We start from the raw sequence: 23,194 nt of genomic DNA, 5'->3' as shown, positions 1-23,194 counted from the left end.
CCGACCCCCGCAGAACCCCCTCCTCGCGCCCCGCGCTGTCCGTGCCGGGTGCGAGGATCCGCCGCGTGGACATCGGACCCCTCGCACTGCAGCAGTTCACCGCTCCGCACGACGTCTCCCCGGAGCTCGGCCGCGCGCTCCGCGACTGCTGGATCGAGGTGACGAACGCCGGCGGGGCGGCCGGCTTCCCCTTCCCGCCGGTCGACGCCGGCCTGGTCGGTCCCGCGGTCGACTCCCTCGTCGCGGGCCTCGCCCCCGCGACGAGCCGCCTCCTGGTGGCCATGGTCGACGGGGGCCTCGCCGGGTGGCTCGCCGTCCGCCGGGACGACGTCCCGCCGGTCGCGCACTGGGGGACGCTGCACCACATCCAGACCCGCACGGGGCTGCGGGGGCGCGGGGTCGGGGCCGCCCTCGTCCGCCGCGCGCGGGAGGTCGCCCGCGACGAGATGGGGCTCGAGCAGCTCCGGCTGGCCGCGCGCGGCGGCGCCGGCCTGGAGACGTTCTACGGCCGGCTCGGGTGGCGCGAGGTCGGCCGCTGGCCCGGCGCGCTCCGGCTGGGGCCCGGGGACGACCGGGACGAGGTCCTCATGGTCCTCGATCCGCTCTGAGCGGGTCCTCGACGCGGGGGCGACCCGCCGCGGCACCCCGCCGGACCCGCCCCGGTCCGCTCCTCCTCCAGGCCCGTACCCCGGCGCAGGTGTCATCCTTGGTCTTCGACGGAACCCCGAGCGGGGAGTAAATTACCCCCTGGGGTATCTGTGAGGAGTGGCTGTGGAACTGGATCTCGCCGGCGCGGAGCTGAAGGCGGTACTGAACCGGCTCCGTCGTGCTCAGGGCCAGATCTCCGGCGTGATCCGGATGATCGAGGAGGGTCGCGACTGCGAGGAGGTCGTGACCCAGCTGGCCGCCGCCTCCCGCGCTCTCGACCGGGCCGGGTTCGCGATCATCGCGACCGGGCTCCAGCAGTGCCTGACGGACGTCGAGGACGCCCGGCGGAACGGCGAGGACCGCGACGCCATGCGCGCCCGACTGGAGAAGCTCTTCCTGTCCCTGGCCTGAGAACGGCGGGCGAAGACACGCGGACGCGGACGTGCCCCCGGGGGTCTCCCCGGGGGCACGTCCGCGTCCGGGGGCCGGTCGACCGGCAGCCGGGCGGGTCAGCCCTTGCACGGCCGGTACGGCCGCGGGGCGGCCGGGCCGGTCAGTCCGTCGCCAGGCCCTTGAGGCGCTTCGCGATCGTCGTCAGGCGGCGGCCCTGGTAGCGGGCGGCCTCCAGGACGTTCTCCGCCGGGGCGCCGTTCGCCCCGGGGTGGGCGGTGCCGTACGGGTTGCCGCCGGCCGCGTAGACCGCCGGGTCGGTGAAGCCGGGGGAGACGATGACCGAGCCCCAGTGGTGGAAGGTGTTGTAGAGCGCGAGCAGCGTCGACTCGTTGCCGCCGTGCAGGTTGTGGGCGCTGGTGAAGGCGGTCGCGGGCTTGTCCGCCATGACGCCCTGCTGCCAGAGGCCGCCCGAGGTGTCGATGTACTGCTTGAGCTGCGCGGCCACGTTGCCGAACCGGGTGGGCGAGCCGAGCGCGTACGCGTCCGCCCACTCCAGGTCCTCCAGGGACGCCACCTCCACGTCACCGGTGGCGTCCACGTGCGCGCGCCACGCCGGGTTCGAGTCGATCGCGGCGGCCGGGGCGAGCTCGGGCACCCGGCGCAGCCGCACCTCGGCGCCGGACTTCTCGGCGCCCTCGGCCACGGCCTGGGCGAGCTGGTGGACGGCACCCGTGGCCGAGTAGTAGATGACGGCGACCTTCACGGACATGGCGATCTCCTCAAGCGGATCAGATTCCGTTTCGATGCACCGAGGTTAAGCGGATGGCTATCCACTTTGCAAGGGCAGCGGGTATGCTCGCACCGAGGGCTACCGGAAGGGGGAGACGGGGCGCGAGTAGCGAAACAGCGCGATACGACGCGCACCAGGGCGCACGGGCGGCGCACGGAACAGGAGTCGGCAGATGAGCACCGAGATCCCGCAGGCCGGAGACCCGGCGGCACCCCTGCTCGGCCTCCTGCCCGCCATGGGCAAGCCCGCACCCGAGCGCGCCGACGCCGCCCGCAACCGGCGCAAGATCCTCGACGCCGCCGCCCGGATCGTCGCGGAGGACGGCCCCCAGGCCGTCACCATGAACCAGGTCGCCCACGCCAGCGGCATCGGCGTCGGCACGGTCTACCGCCGCTTCGGCGACGTCTCCCAGCTGCTGTGGGCGCTCCTCGACGACCGCGAGCGCCAGTTCCAGGAGGCGTACATGAGCGGCCCGCCGCCGCTCGGCCCCGGCGCCCCCGCCGAAGCGCGGCTCGACGCCTTCCTCGACGCGCTCGTCGACCGGGTCGGCGAGCAGCGCGAGATCCTGCTCGCCGCGCACTCCGCCGCGCCCCGCGCCCGCTACCACAGCGGCGCGTACCGCGTGATGCACACGCACGTGGCCCTGCTCATCGGACGTCTGCGGCCCGGCTCCGACAGCGCGCTCCTCGCCCACCTGCTGCTCGCGTCGTTCTCGCCGGACGTCATGCACCACCTGGCGGTCGAGCAGGAGCTGTCGGCGGACCGCCTCAAGGCGGGCGTACGGGAACTGCTCCGCCTGCGGGCCTGAGCCGGGCGGGGCCCCCGCGCCCCTCAGCAGCCCCCGCCCGCGGCCCCCCGGCCGCCCCCGACCCCGCCCGCGTCGCGACCCGGCCGGGTCCCGGCCAGTGCCGCGAGGCCGTCCAGCACCCGCTCCAGGCCGAAGCGGTACGCGTGGTCCGCGTCGTACAGGCCGTCGTACGCGATCGCCGCCGCCTCCCCCACCCGGCTCGCCAGCGGGAAGCGCGTCTCGTCCAGCGCCCGTGCCAGCAGCGGCTCGTGGGCCTCCCACCACTCGCCGTCCGACATCGCGCTCTCCCGCTCCTCGGCCCGCGCGTCCAACTCGGCCCGGGCACCCGCCTGGACGAAGCCGAGGACGTACGTCAGGGCCGAGTCCCGGGCCACGTCGTCGAGGCCCAGACCCTCGAAGGCGCCGAGCTCGTACTCGTACTTGTTCATCACGCCGGGACCCAACGGAGCCCGCACGATGCGCAGTTCGACCAGCCACGGATGCCCCAGGTGCAGCGCACGGTTCGCGTCCGCGACCGCCGTGACGCGGGACCGCCAGGACTCCTCCGGGCGGAACGGCGGCCGGGCCATGCGCAGGAAGACGGCGTCCAGCATGAGGTCGAGGAGTTCGGCCTTGCCGGGGACGTACGTGTAGAGGGTCATCGGGGTCACGCCGAGGTGCTGGGCCACCGCGCGCATGGTCAGCGCGTCGAGCCCGCCGGCGTCGGCGAGGGCCAGGGCCGCGTCGACGACCGCGTCGACCGTGAGGCCCTGCCGCGGGCCGCGCCGTCCCGCCGGTGCGGCCGAGCCGTCACGCCACAGGAGCTCCAGGGTGCGTGCCGGGTCCCCCGCGCCGCTGCTGCTCTTGCCCTTCGCTCCCGCCATGCCGCTTCCGTCCTTCATCGCGCCCATCGCGTCCGTCGCGCTCTTCGGGGCTTCTCGGGTTCTTCCCGCCCGTCGCGCCCGCAGCGCCGGTGGCACTCGTCGCGCTCACGTTCTCGCAGGTCAGAATAGCCACCCGCTTACTTTGTACGTTGTATAGAGTACGCTTCCCCAGCACACAGGACGACCATCGGAGGGCGCACGATGAACCACCCCGTCGCAGCGGACAGCCACCACGTCATCCAGGTCCGCGGGGCCAGGGAGAACAACCTCAGGAACGTCGACGTCGACCTCCCCAAGCGCCGCCTCACCGTCTTCACCGGAGTCTCCGGCTCCGGCAAGTCCTCTCTCGTCTTCGGCACGATCGCCGCCGAGTCGCAGCGCCTGATCAACGAGACCTACAGCGCCTTCCTCCAGTCCTTCATGCCGTCGCTCGCCCGCCCCGACGTCGACGGACTGCACAACCTCAGCGCCGCGATCGTCGTCGACCAGGAGCGGATGGGCGCCAACTCGCGCTCCACCGTGGGCACGGCCACCGACGCGTACACGATGCTGCGGATCGTCTTCAGCCGGCTCGGCACCCCGCACGTCGGCACCTCGGGCGCCTTCAGCTTCAACCTGCCCGAGGGCATGTGCCCCCGCTGCGAGGGCACCGGCCAGATCTCCGACATCGACGTCGACGAGCTCGTCGACCGGACCAAGTCCCTCAACGAGGGCGCCATCACCGTGCCTGGCTACGCCGTCGACTCCTGGCTGTGGCAGATCATGGCCCACTCCGGCTTCTACGACCCCGACAAGAGGCTCGCGGACTTCACCGAGCAGGAGTGGGAGGACTTCCTCCACAGGCCGTCCTGCAAGGTGAGGGTGGGCTCCAACAACTTCACCTACGAGGGCCTCGTGGTGAAGCTCCAGCGGACCGTCCTCAGCAAGGACCGGGAGGCGATGCAGGCCCACATCCGCGCGTTCGTCGACCGGGCCGTCGGCTTCCGGACCTGCCCCGAGTGCGAGGGCGCACGCCTCACCCGGGCCGCGCTGTCCTCCCGTATCGACGGGGTCAACATCGCCGAGTGCTCGGCCATGCAGATCAGCGACCTCGCCTCCTTCGTCCGCCGCATCGAGGACCCCTCCGTCGCGCCGCTCCTCGCCGGCCTGCGCGAGCTCCTCGACTCGCTCGTCGAGATCGGCCTCGGCTACCTCTCCCTCGACCGGTCCTCCGGCACGCTCTCCGGCGGCGAGGCCCAGCGCGTGAAGATGGTCCGGCACCTCGGCTCCCCGCTCACCGACGTCACGTACGTCTTCGACGAGCCGACCACCGGACTCCACCCGCACGACGTGCGGCGCATGAACGACCTGCTGCTGCGGCTCCGCGACAAGGGCAACACCGTCCTCGTCGTCGAGCACAAGCCCGAGGTCATCGAGATCGCCGACCACGTCGTCGACCTCGGCCCGCGGGCCGGTTCGGCGGGCGGCGAGATCTGCTACAGCGGAAACGTCCCCGGCCTGCGCACCTCCGGCACCCTCACCGGGAACCACCTCGCGCACCGGGCGAAGCTCCGCACCGAGGTACGGGTCCCCAGCGGCGCGCTGACCATCACCGGCGCCACGCAGCACAACCTCAAGGACGTGAGCGTCGACATCCCGGCCGGGGTGCTGACCGTCGTCACGGGCGTGGCCGGCTCCGGGAAGTCCTCCCTCATCCACGGCAACCTGCCGGGCCGCGAGGGTGTCGTCGTCGCCGACCAGTCCCCCATCCGGGGCTCGCGCCGGTCGAACCCGGCGACGTACACGGGGCTGCTCGGTCCGATCCGTACGGCCTTCGCGAAGGCCAACGGCGTCAAGGCGGCCCTCTTCAGCGCCAACTCCGAGGGCGCCTGCCCGCGCTGCAACGGCCTCGGGCTCGTCTACACCGACCTCGCCATCGCGGCGGGCGTCGCGTCGGTCTGCGAGGAGTGCGAGGGGAAGAGGTTCACCCCCGAGGTCCTCACCTACCGGCTGGACGGCAAGAACATCCACGAGGTCCTGTCGCTGTCGATCGAGGAGGCGTACGACTTCTTCACCGCCAGGAGCCAGGCCCGCACGATCCTCGGCCGCCTGAAGGACGTCGGCCTCGGGTACCTGCGGCTGGGGCAGCCGCTCAACACGCTCTCGGGCGGTGAGCGGCAGCGGCTGAAGCTGGCGATCCACATGGCGGAGAAGGGGGCGGTGTACGTCCTGGACGAGCCCACCACCGGGCTGCACCTGGCCGACGTCGACAAGCTGCTCGCGCTCCTCGACCGGCTCGTCGAGGCCGGCAACACGGTCGTGGTGATCGAGCACCACCAGGCGGTGATGGCGCACGCGGACTGGCTGATCGACCTGGGGCCGGGCGCGGGGCACGACGGGGGCCGGATCGTCTTCGAGGGGACGCCGGCGGAGCTGGTGTCCAAGGCGGACACCCTCACGGCACGTCACCTCCGGGAGTACGTGGGCGGCTGAGGCCCCGTCCTGACAGCCGGTTCCCACCTCCGCGGGGGTCCAGTGGGTGGGATGTGGTGGACCTTCGCACGGGGTGGTGCGCAGGGTTCGGGCATGAACACTCAGCCCGGCACCTTCCTCGTCCTGCACGGCTTCCAGAACCACCGGCCTCCCGAGCACTGGCAGCACCGGCTCGCCCGGCAGCTGCGGGACCGGGGGCACGACGTGCGGTATCCGCAGCTCCCCGAGCCCGACGCCCCCGTGCTCGGCGACTGGCTCGCCGCGCTGGACGAGCACGGCGGGCGGCCCCCGCGGGGCGAGTTCGTGGTCCTCGCGCACAGCCTGTCCGTGCTGCTCTGGCTGCGGGCCGGTTCCCGCCGGCCCGACGCCGACCGGGTGCTGCTCGTCGCCCCGCCCGCGCCGCCCGTCGCCGCATCGATCCCCGCGATCGCCGCGTTCGCCGACGGCCTCGACCTGACGGAGACCGGCCTCGACGCGCGTCTCGTGTACGGCGACGGCGACCCCTACTGCCCCGGCGGCGCCGACCTGCACTACGGCCGTCCCCTTGGGCTCGACATGGACCACGTACCGGGCGGGGAGCACCTCAACCCGGCCTCCGGGTACGGGGAGTGGCCCTCGCTGCTGGAGTGGTGCGAGGACCCCTCGGTGCGGATCAAGGGGCACTAGCGACGACGGGCCCTAGGCTCCCTCGGATGTACTCCGAGCACATCGCACCGTACGACCAGGGCCTGCTCGACGTGGGCGACGGCAACCGTGTCCACTGGGAGGTGTCCGGCAACCCGGAGGGCCGTCCCGCGGTCGTCGTCCACGGCGGGCCGGGTTCCGGGTCCTCGCCGCACAACAGGCGCTCCTTCGATCCGGAGGCGTACCGGCTGGTCCTCTTCGACCAGCGCGGCTGCGGCCGCTCCACGCCGCACGCGAGCGACCCGGCCGCCGACATGTCCGTGAACACGACCGCCCATCTGGTCGCCGACATGGAGCGGCTGCGGGAGCACCTGGGGATCGACCGGTGGCTGTTGTACGGCGGCTCCTGGGGGTCCACGCTGATCCTGGCGTACGCGGAGGCGTACCCGGAGCGGGTGTCGGGGATCGTGATCGCGGCGGTCACGACCACCCGCCGTTCCGAGACGGCCTGGCTGTACGAGGGGGTCGGCCGCTTCTTCCCCGAGGCCCACGAGCGGTTCCGGGAGGGGGCGGGCGGGGCCGCGGACCTCGTCGGCGCCTACGCCGCCCTGATGGAGCACCCCGACCGCCCGGTGCGGGAACGGGCTGCCGCCCAGTGGTGCGCCTGGGAGGACGCGGTGCTCTCCCCGGAGGGCCGGGGCACCCCGTACACCGACCGGGTCGACGACGCCCGGCTCGGCTTCGTCCGGATCTGCTCGCACTACTTCGCGCACGGCGCCTGGCTGGAGGAGGGCGCCCTGATCCGCGACGCGCACCGGCTGGCCGGCATCCCCGGCGTCCTGATCCACGGGCGGCTCGACATGGGCGGGCCGCTCGGCACCGCCTGGGAGCTGACCCGGGCCTGGCCGGACGCGGAGCTGCACGTCGTGGAGACCGCCGGCCACCTGGGCGGGGCCGAGACCGGGCGGCTGATCCTGGCCGCCCTCGACCGCTTCGCGGCGGGATCGCCCCTGCTCGGGGGCGGCGCGGGGCCCGGGGACGGGTGAGTCCACCGCGCGATCAGCCCGGCCCGGCGGGATGATCGGAGAATGAGCCCCGCGTCCGAGAGCCCCGCCGCCCCGCAGCCCGAGCACCCCGAGATCCACCTCGCCCAGCAGCCCGAGGCCGACGCGCTGCTCGGCCGGTCGCCGCTGGCCGCGCTCGTGGGCATGCTGCTCGACCAGCAGGTGCCGATGGAGTGGGCCTTCTCGGGGCCGTACACCATCGCCCTGCGGCTCGGGACGGACGATCTCGACGCGCACGAGATCGCCGCCCGGGACCCGGAGGAGTTCGCCGCGCTGCTCTCCGAGAAGCCCGCCGTGCACCGCTACCCGGGGTCGATGGCCCAGCGCGTGCAGCAGCTGTGCGCCTTCCTGGTGGAGGAGTACGGGGGCGACGCCTCGGCGGTCTGGGCGGACGCGGCGACCGGGAAGGAGCTGCTCGCGCGGCTCCAGGCGCTGCCCGGCTTCGGCAAGCAGAAGGCGCAGATCTTCCTGGCGCTGCTGGGCAAGCAGTACGGGGTGCGGCCCACCGGCTGGCGGGAGGCGGCGGGCGCGTACGGCGAGCGGGGCTCGTACCGCTCGGCCGCCGACATCACGGGTCCGGAGTCGCTGGTGAAGGTGCGGGCGCACAAGCAGGAGATGAAGGCGGCGGCGAAAGCGGCGAAAGCGGCCAAGGACCAGAAAACCGGCGGGAATTGAAAATTCCAGATTTCAATCCTGCTCTGTGTGACAGGAATTGTGGAGAAGGTGTTCACAGGATGCCCTGCGGCTCGCTAACTTCCCCTCAACCTCGTCCGTAACGGGAAGGACTTCTGTGAACGCCACCCAGCGCCGGGCCGCGGCCGTTCTGGCCGCCGCCGCCCTCGCCACACCGCTGGTCCTCGCCTCCCCCGCCACCGCGGTGAAGGACCCCGGAGCCGCGCCCGCCCGCGACGCAGCGAAGCTGGCGAAGAAGCTGGTCACCGCCTCCACCGGCCAGGACGCCTACAAGCACCTGCAGAAGTTCCAGGCGATAGCCGACTCGGCCGGCGGCCACCGCGCGGCCGGCACGCTCGGCCACGACGCCTCCGCCGCCTACGTCTACACGCAGCTCAAGAAGGCCGGCTACAACGTCTCGTACGAGCAGTTCGACTTCATCTACACCCAGACGCTCGCCGAGAAGGTCTCCGTCGAGGGCCCCGCGCCGCGCGCCCTGGACATCCGGGCCATGACGTACACCAAGTCCACCCCGGTCGGCGGCATCAAGGCCGACCTGGTCGCCGTGCCCGTCGACGCCGACGGCACCACCGGCTGTGAGCCGGGCGACTACGCCTCCGGCACCTTCACCGGCAAGGTCGCGCTCATCAAGCGCGGCGGCTGCTCCTTCGCGATCAAGCAGGAGCAGGCCGCGGCGGCCGGCGCCGCCGGCGCGATCATCTACAACAACGTCGAGGGCGTCCTGTCCGGCACCCTCGGCGAGCCGGCCGCGGGCAAGATCCCGACCGGCGGCGCCAGCCTGGCCGAGGGCGAGAAGCTCGCCGCCGACCTCGCCAAGGGCCCCGTCAAGCTCTCCTTCGAGATCCGCCAGCTCCAGGAGAAGCGCGTCACCAACAACGTCATCGCGGAGACCAAGGGCGGCAACGCCGCCAACACCGTGATGCTCGGCTCGCACCTCGACTCGGTCACCGCCGGCCCCGGCATCAACGACAACGGCTCCGGCTCCGCGGGCCTCCTCCAGACCGCCCTGGAGCTCGCGAAGACGAAGGAGAAGGTCCGCAACAAGGTCCGCTTCGCCTGGTGGTCCGCGGAGGAGAACGGCCTCCTCGGCTCCGACTTCTACGTCAAGAACCTGACGGAGCTCGACCGCAAGGAGATCAAGCTCTACCTCAACTTCGACATGATCGCCTCGCCGAACTACGGCCTGTTCGTCTACGACGGCGACAACTCGGACAACGTCGGCGAGGGCGCCGGCCCCGAGGGCTCCGCCCAGCTGGAGCGCGACATCGCCGCGTTCATGGACGCGCGCGGCCTCCCGCACGAGGGCACCGACTTCTCCGGCCGCTCCGACTACGGCCCGTTCATCAAGGTCGGCATCCCCTCCGGCGGCACCTTCACCGGCGCCGAGGGCATCAAGACCGCCGCGCAGGCCGCCAAGTTCGGCGGCACGGCGGGCGTCGCGTACGACGTGAACTACCACGCCAAGGGCGACGACCTGAAGAACGTCAACATGAAGGCCTTCGACGCCAACATCAAGGTCATCGCCAACGCCGTGGGCACCTACGCCCACGACATCTCCTCCCTGCGCAAGCCGGTCGTCTCCACCCCGACCACCGGCGGCGAGGGCAGCGGCGGCGGCCTGCACGACGACCACCACGAGGTCACCGAGTAGGACCGACCGGTCCCGTCACCGCCTGCGGCGGGCGGTACCGAAGATCGACCGGCTGATCTCCCGGCCCAGCTGGGTGCCGATCGACCGGGCCAGGGACGTGAAGATCCCACTGCCCACCACCTGTTCGGCGAGCGAGGGCTCCGGCTTGGGAGCCCTCGCTCCGCCGCGCGGCCGGTCCTTCCCGGCCTCCTCGGCGGCCGCCGCCTCCAGCGCCGCCGCCTCCGCCGCCTGCTGCTCGGCCGTCAGCCGCTCGTACGCCGACTCGCGGTCCACCGCCTGCGCGTACCGGCCGTAGAGCGGCGAACCCTTCACGGCCGCGTCCAGGGCGGCCGCGTCGACCGGGCCCATCAGCGACTCCGGCGCCCGCAGCCGGGTCGCCGCCACCGGCGTCGGCGCGCCCCTCTCGCTGAGGACGGTGACCACCGCCTCGCCCGTACCGAGGCCCGTGAGGACCTCCTCCAGGTCGTACGGCGAGTGCGGGAAGGTCCGCACGGTCGCCTTCAGGGCCTTCGCGTCGTCCGGGGTGAACGCACGGAGCGCGTGCTGCACCCGGTTGCCGAGCTGGGCGAGCACATCCGAGGGCACGTCCTTGGGCGTCTGCGTCACGAAGAACACGCCGACCCCCTTCGAGCGGATCAGCCGCACGGTCTGCGTGATCGACTCCAGGAACGCCTTCGACGCCCCGGCGAACAGCAGGTGCGCCTCGTCGAAGAAGAAGACCAGCTTCGGCTTCTCCAGGTCGCCGACCTCGGGCAGGTCCCCGAACAGGTCCGCCAGCATCCACATCAGGAAGGTCGAGAACAGCTGCGGCTTGTCCTGCACCGACGGCAGCTCCAGGACCGAGACGACGCCCCGCCCGTCCGTCGCCGTCCGCAGGAACTCGCTCGTGTCGAACTCCGGCTCGCCGAAGAAGTCGCCCGCCCCCTGCTGCTCGAAGGCCGTGATCGACCGCAGGATCACTCCGGCGGTCACCGTGGACAGCCCGCCGATCCCCTTGAGCTCGGCCTTCCCGGTGTCCGCGACCAGGAACGCCACCACCGCCCGGAGGTCCTTGAGGTCCACCAGCTCCAGGCCCTTGGAGTCGGCGTAGTGGAAGATCAGGCCCAGCGACTGCTCCTGCGTCTGGTTGAGCTGGAGCACCTTCGACAGGAGCACGGGGCCGAAGCCGGTCACCGTGGCCCGCACCGGGATGCCGGGACCGGTCCCGCCGAGCCCGTAGAACTCGCAGGGGAAGCCCGTCGCCCGCCACTCCTGGCCGACCTGGGCGGCCCGCTCCCGGACCCTCTCGCCGTCCTGGCCGGGCGCCGAGACGCCCGAGACGTCGCCCTTGATGTCGGCGAGGAAGACCGGCACGCCGTTCGCCGAGAGCTGCTCGGCGATCAGCTGGAGCGTCTTCGTCTTGCCGGTGCCGGTCGCGCCGGCGACCAGTCCGTGCCGGTTCAGCACGGCCAGCGGGATGCGGATCGGCGCGTCCGGGTGACACTCCCCGTCCCACAGCAGGGCCCCCAGATCGAGTGCCGGGCCCTCGAAGGCGTATCCGGCGGCGATCTCGGCGGCGGGGCCGTCCGGTACGGCCGCCGGCTGCTCGCTCACGCTCATCACGGCACCCCAATTCCGGTTCGTCCTCATTCGCACCAGCATCCCACCGGCCGTGCATGGCTGCGCCGGGAGCCGCTCGCCCGGTAGGCTTTCCGTGTGATCTTCAAGCGCATCGGAAACGGAAAGCCGTATCCCGACCACGGCCGGGAAAGCACCCGGCAGTGGGCGGACGTCGCGCCGCGCCCGGTCCGCCTCGACCAGCTCGTCACCACCAAGGGCCAGCTGGACCTGGAGACGCTGCTCGCCGAGGACTCCACGTTCTACGGCGACCTCTTCGCGCACGTCGTGAAGTGGCAGGGCGATCTCTACCTCGAGGACGGACTGCACCGCGCCGTCCGCGCGGCGCTCCAGCAGCGCCAGGTACTGCACGCCCGCGTCCTGGAAATGGACTGAGACGGCGCCGACCGGCCCGTACGCACTGACCCTTTCGGGGTCAGTTCGCCCCCATCCGGACGCGATCACATGATCATCAAGTAGGCATCGCCGACGGGCGGCATTACGCTGCGTTCATGAGCATGCTCACTCCCCCCGGAATGGGCGGAAAGTACCGCATCACAGGGGACACCTACCCCCGCATGCGCCGCCCGCGGCGCCGTCGCAGGATCGTCCTCGCGGCCGCTGCCGCCGTGGTCGTGCTCGGCGCGGCCGGCTGGGGCACGCTCCAGCTCGTCGACGTCTTCTCCGGCGACGAGGGCAGGGCGACGGCAGGCCGCCAGACGGACTGCAAACCCGCCCCCCGCGCGACGACGGCCCCCGCCGCCGCCCTCCCCAAACCCGCCCAGATCACGGTCAACGTCTACAACGCGACCCCGCGCAGCGGACTCGCCAAGACGACCGCGGACGAACTCAAGAAGCGCGGCTTCAAGATCGGCAAGGTGGGGAACGCGCCGGCCGCCTACGACAAGAAGGTCCCCGGCTCCGGTCTCCTCCTCGGCGCGACGACCGCCGCCAAGGGCGCCTTCCCCGTCCTCGGCACCCAGCTGGCGGGCGCCGTGACGAAGACGGACACCCGCGGCACGGCCGACGTGGACCTGATCATCGGGACCGCCTTCAAGAACCTGTCCCCGAAGACGACGGCGGACGCGGCCCTGGTCGCCCTGACCAAGCCCGCGCCCGTACCGACAGGAAAGTGCTGAGACTCCGTCCCGCGGAGGCGGCGCGCTCCGAGGAGACGCCGTTCCGCGGGAGGCGGTGACCGCTACTCGGCGGAGCCGTACATGCGGTCGCCCGCGTCGCCGAGGCCCGGGACGATGTAGCCGTTCTCGTTGAGACGCTCGTCGACCGAGGCCGTCACGACGGTGACGGGGGTGCCCGCCAGCTCGCGCTCCATGACCTCGACGCCCTCCGGGGCGGCGAGGAGCACGACCGCGGTCACGTCGTCGGCGCCGCGCTTGATCAGCTCCTGGATGGCCGCGACGAGCGTGCCGCCGGTCGCCAGCATCGGGTCGAGGACGTACACCTGGCGGCCGGAGAGGTCCTCCGGCATCCGCGTCGCGTAGGTCGACGCCTCCAGCGTCTCCTCGTTGCGGATCATGCCCAGGAAGCCGACCTCGGCGGTCGGGAGCAGCCGGACCATGCCGTCGAGCATGCCGAGTCCGGCGCGCAGGATCGGGACCACCAGCGGACGCGGGTACGACAGCTTCACGCCGGTCGTGGGCGTGACGGGGGTCTCGATGTCGACCTGCTCGGTCCGGACGTCCCTGGTGGCCTCGTAGGCGAGCAGGGTGACCAGCTCGTCGGCGAGCCGACGGAAGGTCGCGGAATCCGTGCGCTTGTCGCGCAGCGTGGTGAGCTTGTGGGCGACCAGCGGGTGATCGACGACGTGGAGACGCATGACTCAACAGTAGCCCGCCGCGCACTGGCATCGACCCGCGCCACTGGGGGAAGGTGGGGGGACGGGAACCCAGCGATGGGGTGGAGTGACCGATGCCCGACCTGGAAGAACCGGCCGAGGGTGCCGCCGAGGGGGCGGCCCGGGGGCCGGAGACGGACGCGGAGCGCCGACGGCGCCGCGCGCAGTTCCTCCGTGAACTCGGAGAGGCGAAGGCGCTGCGCGAACGCGTGCAGCCGAGACGCGCGCGGGCGGCCCGCATGCGACAGCAGATGCGCATGCGGACCTTCCGGTGGTGAAGGCCGCGCGGGACGACCTGCCGGGGAGACCCGCCGCGGGCTGAGCCCGCGCCGGAAACCCCTCCCCGGCCCTCGCCGCGGCTTCCCGGCCCTCGGGGGCTGTCCGGTGGGGGCCTCGCCGGGTGCTTCCGGGCCTCGGGGGCCGTCCCGTGGGGGCCTCGCCGTGGTGCTTCCGGGTTCTCGGAGGCCGTACCGCGCCCCCGGGGCGCCGGCCCGTGGCCCGTGCGCCTCGTCCGCGCCCCGGAGCCCCTCCCGGCCCTCCCGGCCCTCCCTCACCGGCGAACGCCCGCCCCGTCCCGTGTGCGCCCCCTGCGTGCGCCGGGGTCGCGCGCCCGCCCGATCGCGGGGTCGTTCAGACTGATGCACGACGCAAGAGCCGAAGACCTCTCCTGCGGGCGCCGTATCTGTCACGATGCCGATTGGGCGGGGCTCAGGAGCGCGCCGCCGGATCGTCACACCTCTGATCAGTGGGAGAGAGTCAGGTGTACTTCGCCGCACTGCTCGCGCGCACCGAAGACGGGTGGGAAGCGAGCGACACGGAGCTCGACGACGTGGAGACCCTGTCGGATCTGACCGACCTCGCCCGCGAGGCCTCGGACGACGACACGGTGATCGTGTTCATCGAGCAGGAGGACGCGTGGTTCGGGATCGTCCGGATCGAGGGTGAGGAAGACCCTCGCATCTACGTCTCCGACGGCGCCGCCGCCGCCCGTTCCTCGTACGGGGAGATCCTCACCCGGGAGATCCTCGGTGACGACCTGGACGACCTCGTCGACGAGCTTGAGTCGCTGGACCTGGACGGTACCGAGGACGGGGAGCCGCTCGACGGCGACACGGACGACGACGAGGAGACGAGCGTCGCCGCCGAGGCCGTCCCGGCCGCTCCGGTCGGCGACCGGCTGATCCTCGCGGACCTCGGCATGTCCCCGGCGGACCTGCTGACGCTCGACAGCGACGCCCTCGCGGAGATCGCGGACGCCCTGGGGGCCGCCGAGGTCCTGGAGGCCGTCCGCTAGTGGCACGCGCGGTACCTGCCCCACCCCTGCCCGACCCCGTACGGGACCCCTGGCGGGACGCCATGCGGCTCGCCCTCGCCGAGGCCGACGCGGCCGTGCCGGCCGGTGACGTACCGGTCGGCGCGGTCGTGCTCGGCCCGGACGGCTCGGTGCTCGCCCGCGGGCACAACGAGCGGGAGGAGACCGGCGACCCCACCGCGCACGCCGAGGTGCTCGCGCTGCGGCGCGCGGCCGCGGCGACCGGGGAGTGGCGGCTGACGGGCTGCACGCTGGTCGTGACCCTGGAGCCGTGCGTGATGTGCGCGGGGGCACTCGTCCAGTCGCGCGTCGAGCGGGTGGTGTTCGGCGCCCCGGACGAGAAGGCGGGCGCGACGGGCTCCCTCTGGGACCTCGTCCGGGACCGCCGGCTGAACCACCGGCCCGAGGTGGTCCAGGGCGTCCTCGGCGAGGAGTGCGCGGCCCGGCTGACGGCCTTCTTCCGGGCCCGCTGACCTGCCACGGGATACGGATTTCATCGCAGCGCGAGTTTCGGCTAAGCTCTCTCTCGGTAGCGTGTCCGAGCGGCCGAAGGAGCTCGCCTCGAAAGCGAGTGTGGGGAAACTCACCGAGGGTTCAAATCCCTCCGCTACCGCCAGCAGGAACCCCGCCGGTCCGTGGAAACGGACCGGCGGGGTTCTTCTTTTGCCGCCTGCGGCCCGGCCGTGCGGGCCGTGTGCGGAGCGCCGGGCGGCCCCTGGCGCTCCGTCAGACGGGACGGCGATCGAGGACGCCCCGAGGGTTTCGAGATCGGGGAAGCGTGCCTTCTCGGCGACAGTTCCGCGTTCTTCCCGGGCGTTCACGAGGCGCGGGGCGTCCCCGGCGTCGCACCGGGCTCCCTCGCGTGCGCGGAATCCGATCCGCGGGGACGGCCGCGTCTCGATTCGGGGGCCCGGGCGGTGCGGAAGGGGCTTGGGCGGGGGGAGCGGCATCGGGGGGACAAGCCGCTCCCCCCGATGAGAACCGGTCCTACAAGTCCTGCGCCGCGTTCAGGGGGGAAGCTCGCGGCGCGGACCCCGCAGTGCGGGCCGGTTCCGGGAGCCCTTCCGATTCCTGCCAGATCTTCCGGGCTCCCCTCCATCCTGCGCGCCCGTCACCCTTCCGGCGGGCGGCGAAAGGCCTCGATCGCCGGGCCCTTGGTCCATAAAGCCTCGGTTAGAGTGGCGCGGTCGTTCGGCGGGGGATCAGGGGAGGACTGGCCATGGCGCAGGCGAAGAAGATCGCGCTCTACGCGGTCGCGGTCTTTGTGCTGTACACGATCATCACGTCCCCGGCCAGGGCCGCCGATCTCGTACAGGTAGGGTTCGAGGGCATTTCCAGCGCCGCCCAGGGTGTCGGCGAGTTCATGACCGAACTCATCAACTAGGAGCCACTCCGTGATCCGCCATCTGGTCCTCTTCAAGCTCAACGAGGGCGTCGACCGCGACGAGCCCCGTGTCGTCGCCGGCGTCGAGGCGTTCCGCGCCCTCGGCGGCCAGATCCCGGAGCTGCGCTTCTGGGAGTGCGACTGGAACATCACGGACCGGCCGATCGCGTACGACTTCGCCATCAACTCGGCCGTCGAGGACACCGACGCGCTCACGCGCTACCTGGAGCACCCCGCGCACCAGGCGGGTGTCGCCCAGTGGCGCGAGTTCGCCACCTGGGTGATCGCGGACTACGCGTTCTAGGAGAGCGTCTCCCGCGGCCCGTCCGGGGTCCGGTCCGGTTCGCCCGGGATCCGGGCCGATCGGAGCGACAGACCCGGTCCGGGCGCGACGCCAGGCCCCCCGCCATCGAGGTGGGGGGCTTTTCGCTGCGCGATTCCACGCGTGACCTCCCCTTTTTCCGCCACTATGCCCTCAACACGTCGCTATGCGGTGCTTGCACACAGTGGACATGTCTTGTGATGCTATGACCGCTTTTGACGGATGAGTTGACCGTAGTTGACCCAGTGGACCAGCAGGACCAGCCAAAGGGGTGGCGTGAACGTGCCGGCCAGTACAGCGCCTCAGGTCCCGCCCCAGCCCGAGGCTGGAAGCGGGACCGAAGCCCCTCGCGCCCGCCCCCAGAGCACCCGCGGCGCCGACACCCGCGCGCTCACCCAGGTGCTCTTCGGGCAGCTCAAGAACCTGGAACCGGGCACCCCGGAACACCACCGGGTGCGCGGGGCCCTCATCGAGGCCAACCTGCCGCTCGTCCGCTACGCGGCGGCCCGCTTCCGCTCGCGCAACGAGCCGATGGAGGACGTGGTCCAGGTCGGCACCATCGGCCTGATCAACGCCATCGACCGCTTCGACCCCGACCGCGGCGTCCAGTTCCCCACGTTCGCGATGCCGACCGTCGTCGGCGAGATCAAGCGGTACTTCCGCGACAACGTCCGCACCGTGCACGTGCCCCGGCGCCTGCACGAGCTCTGGGTCCAGGTGAACGGCGCGACCGAGGACCTCACGACCGCCCACGGCCGCTCCCCCACCACCGCCGAGATCGCCGAGCGGCTGCGGATCGGCGAGGACGAGGTGCTCGCCTGCATCGAGGCAGGACGCTCGTACCACGCGACCTCCCTGGAGGCCGCACAGGAGGGCGACGGCCTGCCCGGACTGCTCGACCGGCTCGGCTACGAGGACCCCGCCCTGGCCGGCGTCGAGCACCGCGACCTCGTCCGGCACCTGCTCGTCCAACTGCCCGAGCGGGAGCAGCGGATCCTGATGCTGCGCTACTACAGCAATCTGACGCAGTCCCAGATCAGTCAGGAACTCGGCGTCTCCCAGATGCATGTGTCAAGGCTCCTCGCCCGCAGCTTCGCGCGTTTGAGATCCGCAAACAGAATCGAGGCGTAGCTGAATCGGGTAGACCGGTTCGGAGCAGTTTCACGGCACCCCAATTGCCGTACACCCCTTGTTTCCTGCGGATATGCACCCTCGGCTTGTCGACAAGTCACTACAGCGTGTTGCCGACATGTGACATTCTGCTGGAACCGAGTTTGCCGCAGCCCCGCCGCCGGTATTCAGGTGGTGGCTGCGTTCCTCAGATGGTCGCGGCCACCGCGACCGTCCGCGACCTCAAGGGGGTGGCATGTCCACAGAACTGGGCAGCTCGAAGGTGCTCACGCTCACGCCCGTTCCCGTGCCCACGCAGACGACGGCGCCGACCGCGACCGACAGCGCGGAGGTCCCCCCTCCGCCGATGGCCGTCACGTCGGGAGCCCTCGACACGCGCACCCTCTCGCGCTCCCTCTTCCTGAGGCTGCGCGCCCTCGACGCCGAGGGAGCCGCCGCGGACAGCCCGGAGCGGACCTACGTCCGCGACACCCTGATCGAGCTCAACCTCCCGCTCGTGCGCTACGCGGCGGCCCGCTTCCGCTCGCGCAACGAGCCGATGGAGGACATCGTCCAGGTCGGGACGATCGGCCTGATCAAGGCGATCGACCGCTTCGACTGCGAGCGCGGGGTGGAGTTCCCGACGTTCGCGATGCCGACGGTCGTCGGCGAGATCAAGCGTTTCTTCCGTGACACGTCCTGGTCGGTCCGCGTCCCGCGCCGGCTCCAGGAGCTGCGCCTCGCCCTCACCAAGGCCAGCGACGAGCTCGCCCAGAAGCTCGACCGCTCCCCCACCGTGCCCGAACTGGCCGCCGTGCTGGGGGTGTCGGAGGAGGACGTGGTCGACGGCCTTGCCGTGGGCAACGCGTACACCGCCTCCTCGCTCGACTCCCCGTCCCCCGAGGACGACGGCGGCGAGGGCTCCCTCGCCGACCGCCTGGGGTACGAGGACTCGGCACTCGAAGGCGTCGAGTACCGCGAGTCGCTCAAGCCGCTGCTCGCCAAACTCCCGCCCCGCGAGCGGCAGATCATCATGCTCCGCTTCTTCGCCAACATGACCCAGTCGCAGATCGGCGAGGAGGTCGGCATCTCCCAGATGCACGTCTCGCGGCTGCTCACCCGCACCCTCGCCCAGCTGCGTGAGGGCCTCATCGCGGACTGAGTTCCGCCAAGGGCCTTCTTTCTGACGGATCGTCAGTCACACTGTCGGTCATGAGGCGAAGGAAGCCGGGACTCGTGGCGGTGGCGCTCTGCCTCGGCGGAGCGCTGACCGCGTGTGGTGGCGGAGGAGACGGCGAGGGGTACGCGGCGGTCGGCGCCGGGCCCTCCCCGGGGGCCGCGGGCACCCCCTCGGGCGCGGTCGCCCTGGTGCCGCTGGACGGCCCCACGACGACCGGGGACACCTCCAGCACCTCCTCCCCCTCGCCGACGCCCGGGGACCCGCTGCGACCGCCCCCGGCGGCCGGGAACCCGGCGCTCCCGGGCTCCTCCGGATCCTCCGGTACGGGGACGGGGGCGGGCTCCGGTCCGAGTACGCGACCGGGCTCGGGTACGGGGTCCGGTACGGCCCCGGCGCACCGGCCGGGCGGCTCGGGCACGTCCCCGGGCACGGACGGCCGGCCGCCGGCAACCGGCGCCCCGCCCGGTTCGCCCTCCGCTCCGCCCCCGACGCCGGCACCCGGCACCACCGCGCCACCGCCCCCCGCGACCTCCTCGCCCCCGCCCGCTCCGAAGCCCGCCCTGGTCACCGTCTCCGCGCCCGTCCTCGCCGACGGCGACCGGCGCTGGTGCGAGAAGGTCACGGTCACCTTCCGGAACAGCGGCGGCACCCCGGCCCGTTCCGGCACGGTCACCTTCGCCACGCACGTGATCGGGGCGCTCGGCGTCGACTGGGCGACCCTCACCTCCACCCGGCCGCTGCCCGCGCCGATCGCCCCGGGAGCCGCGCGGACGGAGACGTACACCGTGTGCGTGGACTCCTGGCGGGTGCCGCTGGGGATGCGGATCGACACCCGGAAGGTCTCCGCCACCTGGCAGTGACGGGGAAGCCCACCTCGGTCAGGCGCTCCGAGCGGGTCGCCGATGCGGCCGAGGGCCCGCGGGAGACCCCGTGGGAGAGGGGCCGGGCAAGGGGCAACGGAAAGGTGGGCCGGTCCGCTCGCGCGGATCCGGCCCACCCGGGGTCTCGGTGCGGGAAGAGGTCGGTCAGCCCAGGGCCAGCCACGCGACGGCCGCCAGGACGACGATCACCGCGACCACGCCCACGATCAGTCCGACCTTCGGGCCGCTCTGCGCGGCCGCGGCCTGCGGCTGGTGCTGCTGCGGGGCACCCTCGTCGACGAAGGCGCGGAACATCTGCGTGCTGCCGGCGGGGTCGTAACCCTCGGGGCCCTGCGGGGGCTGGCCCTGGCCGTACGGTGCTTGGGGGTTGTGTGCCATGGGTCAGGACCCTAGCGAAGGAGGGGTGAGGGGCCCAAGCCCCCTGCCCCCACCACGGCGGAACCCTGCGCGACCCGCACCTCCGCTCCACCTTTGCCGATTCTTTAGCGCCGTTTGACCGATTTAGTTTGCCTGGAGCAACCATCCATCTCTATGGTTGCCCTAAGCAACAACATCAGGGGAGTGCCGATGGACTCGGTGGTCGGCTCGGTGGACCGGGGCAATCGATACGAGAACCTCGCCCGCCAGGTGAGCGCCATCGGAGCGGTCAAGCGCGGACTCGGCCGGGTCCTGCCCGCCGAGTGCCCCAGCGGATCCGCCATCGTCCTCGCCCTGCTGAACCACCACGGCGACATGCGGATGGGCCGGGTGTCCGAGCTGATGGCCGTCGACATGTCGGTCAGCAGCCGGCACGTGGCCCACACCGTGGACCGCGGCTGGGTCGAGCGCCTGCCCGACCCCGCCGACCGGCGCTCCCGCATCCTGCACCTGACCCGGGCGGGCGAAGACATGCTCGCCGTCCTCGACCGACGGCTGACCGACATGCTCGCCCGCACCCTCGCGGAGTGGTCCGACGACGACGTCGAACTGCTCACCACCCTGCTCGCCCGCCTCCGCGATTCCTTCGGGGACTGCCGGGCCCACCACGCTTGAGAACGAAGGAACTTGATGGCTACGACCACCACGCCAGAGACCGGTGTGCGCGGCGGGAGCGCCAAGGAGGGGAACACCGCCTCCGGTGGCGCCCCGATGACGCACAAGCAGATCATGGAGGCGCTGTCCGGGCTGCTGCTCGGCATGTTCGTCGCCATCCTGTCCTCGACGATCGTCTCCAACGCCCTCCCCCAGATCATCACCGACCTGGGCGGCGGCCAGTCCGCCTACACCTGGGTGGTCACCGCCGCGCTCCTCTCGATGACCGCGACCACGCCCCTCTGGGGCAAGCTCGCGGACCTCTTCTCGAAGAAGCTGCTGGTCCAGATAGCCCTGGTCATCTACGTGGCGGGCTCGGTCGTCGCCGGTCTCTCGCAGAGCACCGGCATGCTCATCGCCTGCCGTGTCGTGCAGGGCATCGGCGTCGGCGGTCTGACCGCCCTCTCCCAGATCATCCTGGCCGCCATGATCGCCCCGCGCGAGCGCGGCCGGTACAGCGGCTACCTCGGCGCGACCTTCGCCGTCGCCACCGTCGGCGGCCCGCTGCTCGGCGGCGTCATCACGGACACCGACTGGCTCGGCTGGCGCTGGTGCTTCTACGTGGGCGTGCCCTTCGCGATCATCGCGCTGATCGTCCTGCAGAAGACCCTCAAGCTCCCCGTCGTGAAGCGCCAGGTCAAGGTCGACTGGGCCGGTGCCTTCTTCATCAGCGCCGCCGTCTCCCTGCTCCTCATCTGGGTCACCTTCGCGGGCGACAAGTACGACTGGATGTCCTGGCAGACGGCCGTGATGGTGCTCGGCGCGGTCGCCCTCGGCGGGATCTTCCTGCTCGTCGAGTCGAAGGCGAGCGAGCCGATCATCCCGCTCCGCCTCTTCCGCAACCGGACGATCACCCTCGCCTCGCTCGCCTCGCTCTTCGTGGGTGTCGCGATGTTCGCCGGCACGGTCTTCTTCAGCCAGTACTTCCAGCTGGCGCGGAACGAGTCGCCGACGATGTCCGGCGTCCTCACCATCCCGATGATCGGCGGCCTGTTCATCTCCTCGACCGTGTCCGGCCTGGTCATCACCAAGACCGGCCGGTGGAAGGCCTGGCTGGTCAGCGGCGGCGCGCTCGCCGCGGGCGGCCTGGGCCTGCTGGGCACGATCCGCTACGACACGGCGTACTGGCACATCGCGCTGTTCATGGCGGTCCTCGGCCTCGGCCTCGGCATGATGATGCAGAACCTGGTGCTCTGCACCCAGAACCAGGTGGCCCCCGCCGACCTCGGCGCCGCCTCCTCCGTCGTCACCTTCTTCCGCTCCCTCGGCGGTGCGGTCGGCGTCTCGGCGCTCGGCGCGGTCATGGCCCACCGGGTCACCAGCTACGTCAAGGAGGGCCTGGCCGAGCTCGGTCCCAAGGCCGCGGGCGCCATGGGCCAGGGCGGCTCCGGCGGCGGCATCCCCGACATGGACAAGCTCCCGGCCCCGATCCGGACGGTCATGGAGGACGCGTACGGACACGGTGTCGCGGACGTCTTCCTCTACTCGGCGCCCTTCGCGCTGCTGGCCTTCGTGGTGACCCTCTTCATCAAGGAGGTCGCCCTGAAGAGCAACTCGGTGAAGGCGGACGAGAAGCCGGTGGCCGCGGAGGCCTAGAGAAGACTCCCGGCCGCGCTTCGAGCGGAGGCGCGGCCGGGTCGAGTACGGAGCGGCGGGCAGGGGACGGCCCGCCGCTCCGTCATGTCTCCGTGGGGCCCGCCGCCTCGGCCTCGCGCGTCACCATGACCTCGATCCCGGCGACCAGGACGTCCAGCGCGTAGGCGAAGTCCCGGTCCCAGATGACGCTGACGCCGCCGTGCGAGGCCCGCTCGTCGAGGAGGTCCCGCATCCCGCCGACCTGGTCGACGAAGTCCGGGTCGTCGCGGAACGCCTTGATCGCGTCCACGTAGAACTCGTCCTGCGACATGCCCGCCTGGGCCGCCCGCCGGCCGAACTGGGACTCGATCGTCCCGTAGCCGTACACGAACTGGAAGACCGCCGACATCGCGCTCGGCTGCCGGTTCATCGAGAGCCCGGTGTCGCGGATCGTCTCGTGGATCTTCTGGCCGACGGCCACCGCGTTCGGGCCGATGTTCAGGTATTGGCCGGCGCACGGCGACATCCACGCGTGGCGCACCAGCATCCGCCGGTAGTCCAGTGCGAGCACCCGGAGCCGGTCCTGCCACTCCCCGGCCGCGTCGACCGCGGCGAGGTCGACCTCGCCGTAGGCCTTGTCCACGGCGAACTCGATGATGTCGTCCTTGGTGTCCACGTACCAGTAGAGGGACATGGCCGTGACGCCCAGTTCGGTGGCGAGCCTGCGCATCGACAGCTTGGCCAGGCCGTCCTCGTCGAGCATCCGGATCGAGGCGGCGACGATCCGGTCCCGGTCGAGCCCGGCGGGGCCGCCGCCGCTGCGGGCGGCCCTCGTCTCCAGCCAGACGCTGGAACGCGCCGGGTTCTCGGCCCGGTCGGCTGCCTTGACCATCGCGTTCCTC

General features: G+C 72.0%; 26 protein-coding genes and 1 tRNA gene. 21 read left to right on the top strand and 6 right to left on the bottom strand.

The annotated features are described in order from the left end of the window. The first annotated feature begins 65 nt into the window (after positions 1-65). Both ACF09E_RS29155 and ACF09E_RS29150 read left to right on the top strand, forming a co-directional pair. The gene (locus ACF09E_RS29155) at positions 66-608 is read left to right on the top strand and encodes a GNAT family N-acetyltransferase (RefSeq protein ID WP_392208348.1); all 543 of its coding nucleotides are present in this window, start codon (positions 66-68) and stop codon (positions 606-608) included. A gap of 163 nt (positions 609-771) precedes the next feature. Further along, positions 772-1,059 carry a metal-sensitive transcriptional regulator gene (locus tag ACF09E_RS29150; RefSeq protein WP_148001593.1) on the top strand — a complete coding sequence of 96 codons (288 nt, stop codon included), beginning with the start codon at positions 772-774 and terminating at the stop codon, positions 1,057-1,059. Between the two features lie 142 nt (positions 1,060-1,201). On the opposite strand, the gene wrbA is transcribed toward ACF09E_RS29150, so the two are convergent. Next, positions 1,202-1,810, bottom strand: a complete 609-nt coding sequence (gene wrbA, locus ACF09E_RS29145) for an NAD(P)H:quinone oxidoreductase (protein ID WP_392208346.1) — start codon at positions 1,808-1,810, stop codon at positions 1,202-1,204. A gap of 193 nt (positions 1,811-2,003) precedes the next feature. Between wrbA and ACF09E_RS29140 the strand changes: the two genes are divergently transcribed. Continuing rightward, positions 2,004-2,639: a TetR/AcrR family transcriptional regulator gene (locus ACF09E_RS29140; RefSeq protein ID WP_392208344.1), complete on the top strand. Its 636-nt coding sequence runs from the start codon at positions 2,004-2,006 to the stop codon at positions 2,637-2,639. A gap of 23 nt (positions 2,640-2,662) precedes the next feature. Here the strand turns inward: ACF09E_RS29140 and ACF09E_RS29135 are convergent, their stop codons facing one another. Then, positions 2,663-3,502: a TetR/AcrR family transcriptional regulator gene (locus tag ACF09E_RS29135; protein WP_392208342.1), complete on the bottom strand. Its 840-nt coding sequence runs from the start codon at positions 3,500-3,502 to the stop codon at positions 2,663-2,665. A gap of 201 nt (positions 3,503-3,703) precedes the next feature. Between ACF09E_RS29135 and ACF09E_RS29130 the strand changes: the two genes are divergently transcribed. The 5 genes from ACF09E_RS29130 to ACF09E_RS29110 all read left to right on the top strand — a co-directional run bounded on the left by ACF09E_RS29130 (position 3,704) and on the right by ACF09E_RS29110 (position 10,006). Continuing rightward, positions 3,704-5,974, top strand: a complete 2,271-nt coding sequence (locus ACF09E_RS29130) for an ATP-binding cassette domain-containing protein (protein WP_392208340.1) — start codon at positions 3,704-3,706, stop codon at positions 5,972-5,974. 93 nt (positions 5,975-6,067) lie between these two features. Then, positions 6,068-6,640, top strand: coding sequence for an RBBP9/YdeN family alpha/beta hydrolase (locus tag ACF09E_RS29125; RefSeq protein WP_392208338.1), 573 nt, complete (start codon positions 6,068-6,070; stop codon positions 6,638-6,640). A gap of 26 nt (positions 6,641-6,666) precedes the next feature. After that, the gene (gene pip, locus ACF09E_RS29120; protein ID WP_392208336.1) at positions 6,667-7,644 is read left to right on the top strand and encodes a prolyl aminopeptidase; all 978 of its coding nucleotides are present in this window, start codon (positions 6,667-6,669) and stop codon (positions 7,642-7,644) included. 42 nt (positions 7,645-7,686) lie between these two features. Next, positions 7,687-8,337, top strand: coding sequence for an HhH-GPD-type base excision DNA repair protein (locus tag ACF09E_RS29115; protein WP_392208334.1), 651 nt, complete (start codon positions 7,687-7,689; stop codon positions 8,335-8,337). A 115-nt stretch (positions 8,338-8,452) separates the two neighbouring features. Then, positions 8,453-10,006 (top strand): M28 family metallopeptidase, encoded by a 1,554-nt coding sequence (locus tag ACF09E_RS29110; protein WP_392208332.1) that lies wholly within the window; start codon positions 8,453-8,455, stop codon positions 10,004-10,006. A gap of 15 nt (positions 10,007-10,021) precedes the next feature. Here ACF09E_RS29110 and ACF09E_RS29105 read toward each other — a convergent pair whose 3' ends face one another. After that, positions 10,022-11,605 (bottom strand): helicase HerA-like domain-containing protein, encoded by a 1,584-nt coding sequence (locus ACF09E_RS29105; protein WP_392208330.1) that lies wholly within the window; start codon positions 11,603-11,605, stop codon positions 10,022-10,024. Between the two features lie 96 nt (positions 11,606-11,701). Between ACF09E_RS29105 and ACF09E_RS29100 the strand changes: the two genes are divergently transcribed. Both ACF09E_RS29100 and ACF09E_RS29095 read left to right on the top strand, forming a co-directional pair. After that, on the top strand, positions 11,702-11,998 hold the full coding sequence (locus ACF09E_RS29100; RefSeq protein ID WP_015034993.1) for a type II toxin-antitoxin system VapB family antitoxin: 297 nt from the start codon (positions 11,702-11,704) through the stop codon (positions 11,996-11,998). 116 nt (positions 11,999-12,114) lie between these two features. Further along, complete coding sequence (locus tag ACF09E_RS29095) at positions 12,115-12,741, top strand: LytR C-terminal domain-containing protein (RefSeq protein WP_392208328.1); 627 nt, start codon at positions 12,115-12,117, stop codon at positions 12,739-12,741. A gap of 62 nt (positions 12,742-12,803) precedes the next feature. Here ACF09E_RS29095 and upp read toward each other — a convergent pair whose 3' ends face one another. Further along, positions 12,804-13,439 carry a uracil phosphoribosyltransferase gene (gene upp, locus ACF09E_RS29090; RefSeq protein WP_015034991.1) on the bottom strand — a complete coding sequence of 212 codons (636 nt, stop codon included), beginning with the start codon at positions 13,437-13,439 and terminating at the stop codon, positions 12,804-12,806. A 92-nt stretch (positions 13,440-13,531) separates the two neighbouring features. On the opposite strand from upp, the gene ACF09E_RS29085 reads away from it, so the two are divergent. From ACF09E_RS29085 to ACF09E_RS29045, 9 genes are all read left to right on the top strand, one after another. After that, positions 13,532-13,735, top strand: a complete 204-nt coding sequence (locus ACF09E_RS29085) for a hypothetical protein (RefSeq protein ID WP_361854404.1) — start codon at positions 13,532-13,534, stop codon at positions 13,733-13,735. Between the two features lie 482 nt (positions 13,736-14,217). Beyond that, positions 14,218-14,751, top strand: coding sequence for a hypothetical protein (locus ACF09E_RS29080; RefSeq protein ID WP_392208326.1), 534 nt, complete (start codon positions 14,218-14,220; stop codon positions 14,749-14,751). Positions 14,752-14,813: 62 nt separating this feature from the next. Then, the gene (tadA, locus tag ACF09E_RS29075) at positions 14,814-15,242 is read left to right on the top strand and encodes a tRNA adenosine(34) deaminase TadA (RefSeq protein WP_392208464.1); all 429 of its coding nucleotides are present in this window, start codon (positions 14,814-14,816) and stop codon (positions 15,240-15,242) included. A 55-nt stretch (positions 15,243-15,297) separates the two neighbouring features. Continuing rightward, positions 15,298-15,385, top strand: a tRNA-Ser gene (locus ACF09E_RS29070). A 603-nt stretch (positions 15,386-15,988) separates the two neighbouring features. Beyond that, positions 15,989-16,153, top strand: a complete 165-nt coding sequence (locus ACF09E_RS29065; RefSeq protein WP_187283877.1) for a hypothetical protein — start codon at positions 15,989-15,991, stop codon at positions 16,151-16,153. Positions 16,154-16,163: 10 nt separating this feature from the next. Then, entirely contained in the window at positions 16,164-16,457 is a 294-nt protein-coding gene (locus ACF09E_RS29060) for a Dabb family protein (protein WP_361854369.1), read from the top strand. Positions 16,458-16,757: 300 nt separating this feature from the next. After that, positions 16,758-17,606 (top strand): RNA polymerase sigma factor SigF, encoded by an 849-nt coding sequence (locus tag ACF09E_RS29055; RefSeq protein ID WP_392208324.1) that lies wholly within the window; start codon positions 16,758-16,760, stop codon positions 17,604-17,606. 235 nt (positions 17,607-17,841) lie between these two features. Further along, complete coding sequence (locus ACF09E_RS29050) at positions 17,842-18,747, top strand: RNA polymerase sigma factor SigF (RefSeq protein ID WP_361854366.1); 906 nt, start codon at positions 17,842-17,844, stop codon at positions 18,745-18,747. Positions 18,748-18,797: 50 nt separating this feature from the next. Further along, positions 18,798-19,625, top strand: a complete 828-nt coding sequence (locus ACF09E_RS29045) for a hypothetical protein (RefSeq protein ID WP_392208322.1) — start codon at positions 18,798-18,800, stop codon at positions 19,623-19,625. Positions 19,626-19,790: 165 nt separating this feature from the next. Here ACF09E_RS29045 and ACF09E_RS29040 read toward each other — a convergent pair whose 3' ends face one another. Continuing rightward, complete coding sequence (locus ACF09E_RS29040) at positions 19,791-20,024, bottom strand: hypothetical protein (protein WP_388800982.1); 234 nt, start codon at positions 20,022-20,024, stop codon at positions 19,791-19,793. A 153-nt stretch (positions 20,025-20,177) separates the two neighbouring features. Here ACF09E_RS29040 and ACF09E_RS29035 point away from each other — a divergent pair, with 153 nt between their 5' ends. Then, a complete protein-coding gene (locus ACF09E_RS29035; protein ID WP_383431073.1) occupies positions 20,178-20,678 on the top strand; it encodes a MarR family winged helix-turn-helix transcriptional regulator in 501 nt (166 codons plus the stop codon). A gap of 15 nt (positions 20,679-20,693) precedes the next feature. After that, positions 20,694-22,313: an MDR family MFS transporter gene (locus ACF09E_RS29030; protein WP_388800979.1), complete on the top strand. Its 1,620-nt coding sequence runs from the start codon at positions 20,694-20,696 to the stop codon at positions 22,311-22,313. A gap of 82 nt (positions 22,314-22,395) precedes the next feature. On the opposite strand, the gene ACF09E_RS29025 is transcribed toward ACF09E_RS29030, so the two are convergent. After that, positions 22,396-23,184 carry a TetR/AcrR family transcriptional regulator C-terminal domain-containing protein gene (locus ACF09E_RS29025; protein WP_392208320.1) on the bottom strand — a complete coding sequence of 263 codons (789 nt, stop codon included), beginning with the start codon at positions 23,182-23,184 and terminating at the stop codon, positions 22,396-22,398. Positions 23,185-23,194 lie beyond the last annotated feature (10 nt).

This window comes from Streptomyces sp. NPDC014891 (assembly GCF_043081085.1).
GTDB lineage: Bacteria > Actinomycetota > Actinomycetes > Streptomycetales > Streptomycetaceae > Streptomyces.
Note: the sequence above shows the minus strand (reverse complement) of the source record. Positions and strands in the feature narration are given on the sequence as shown.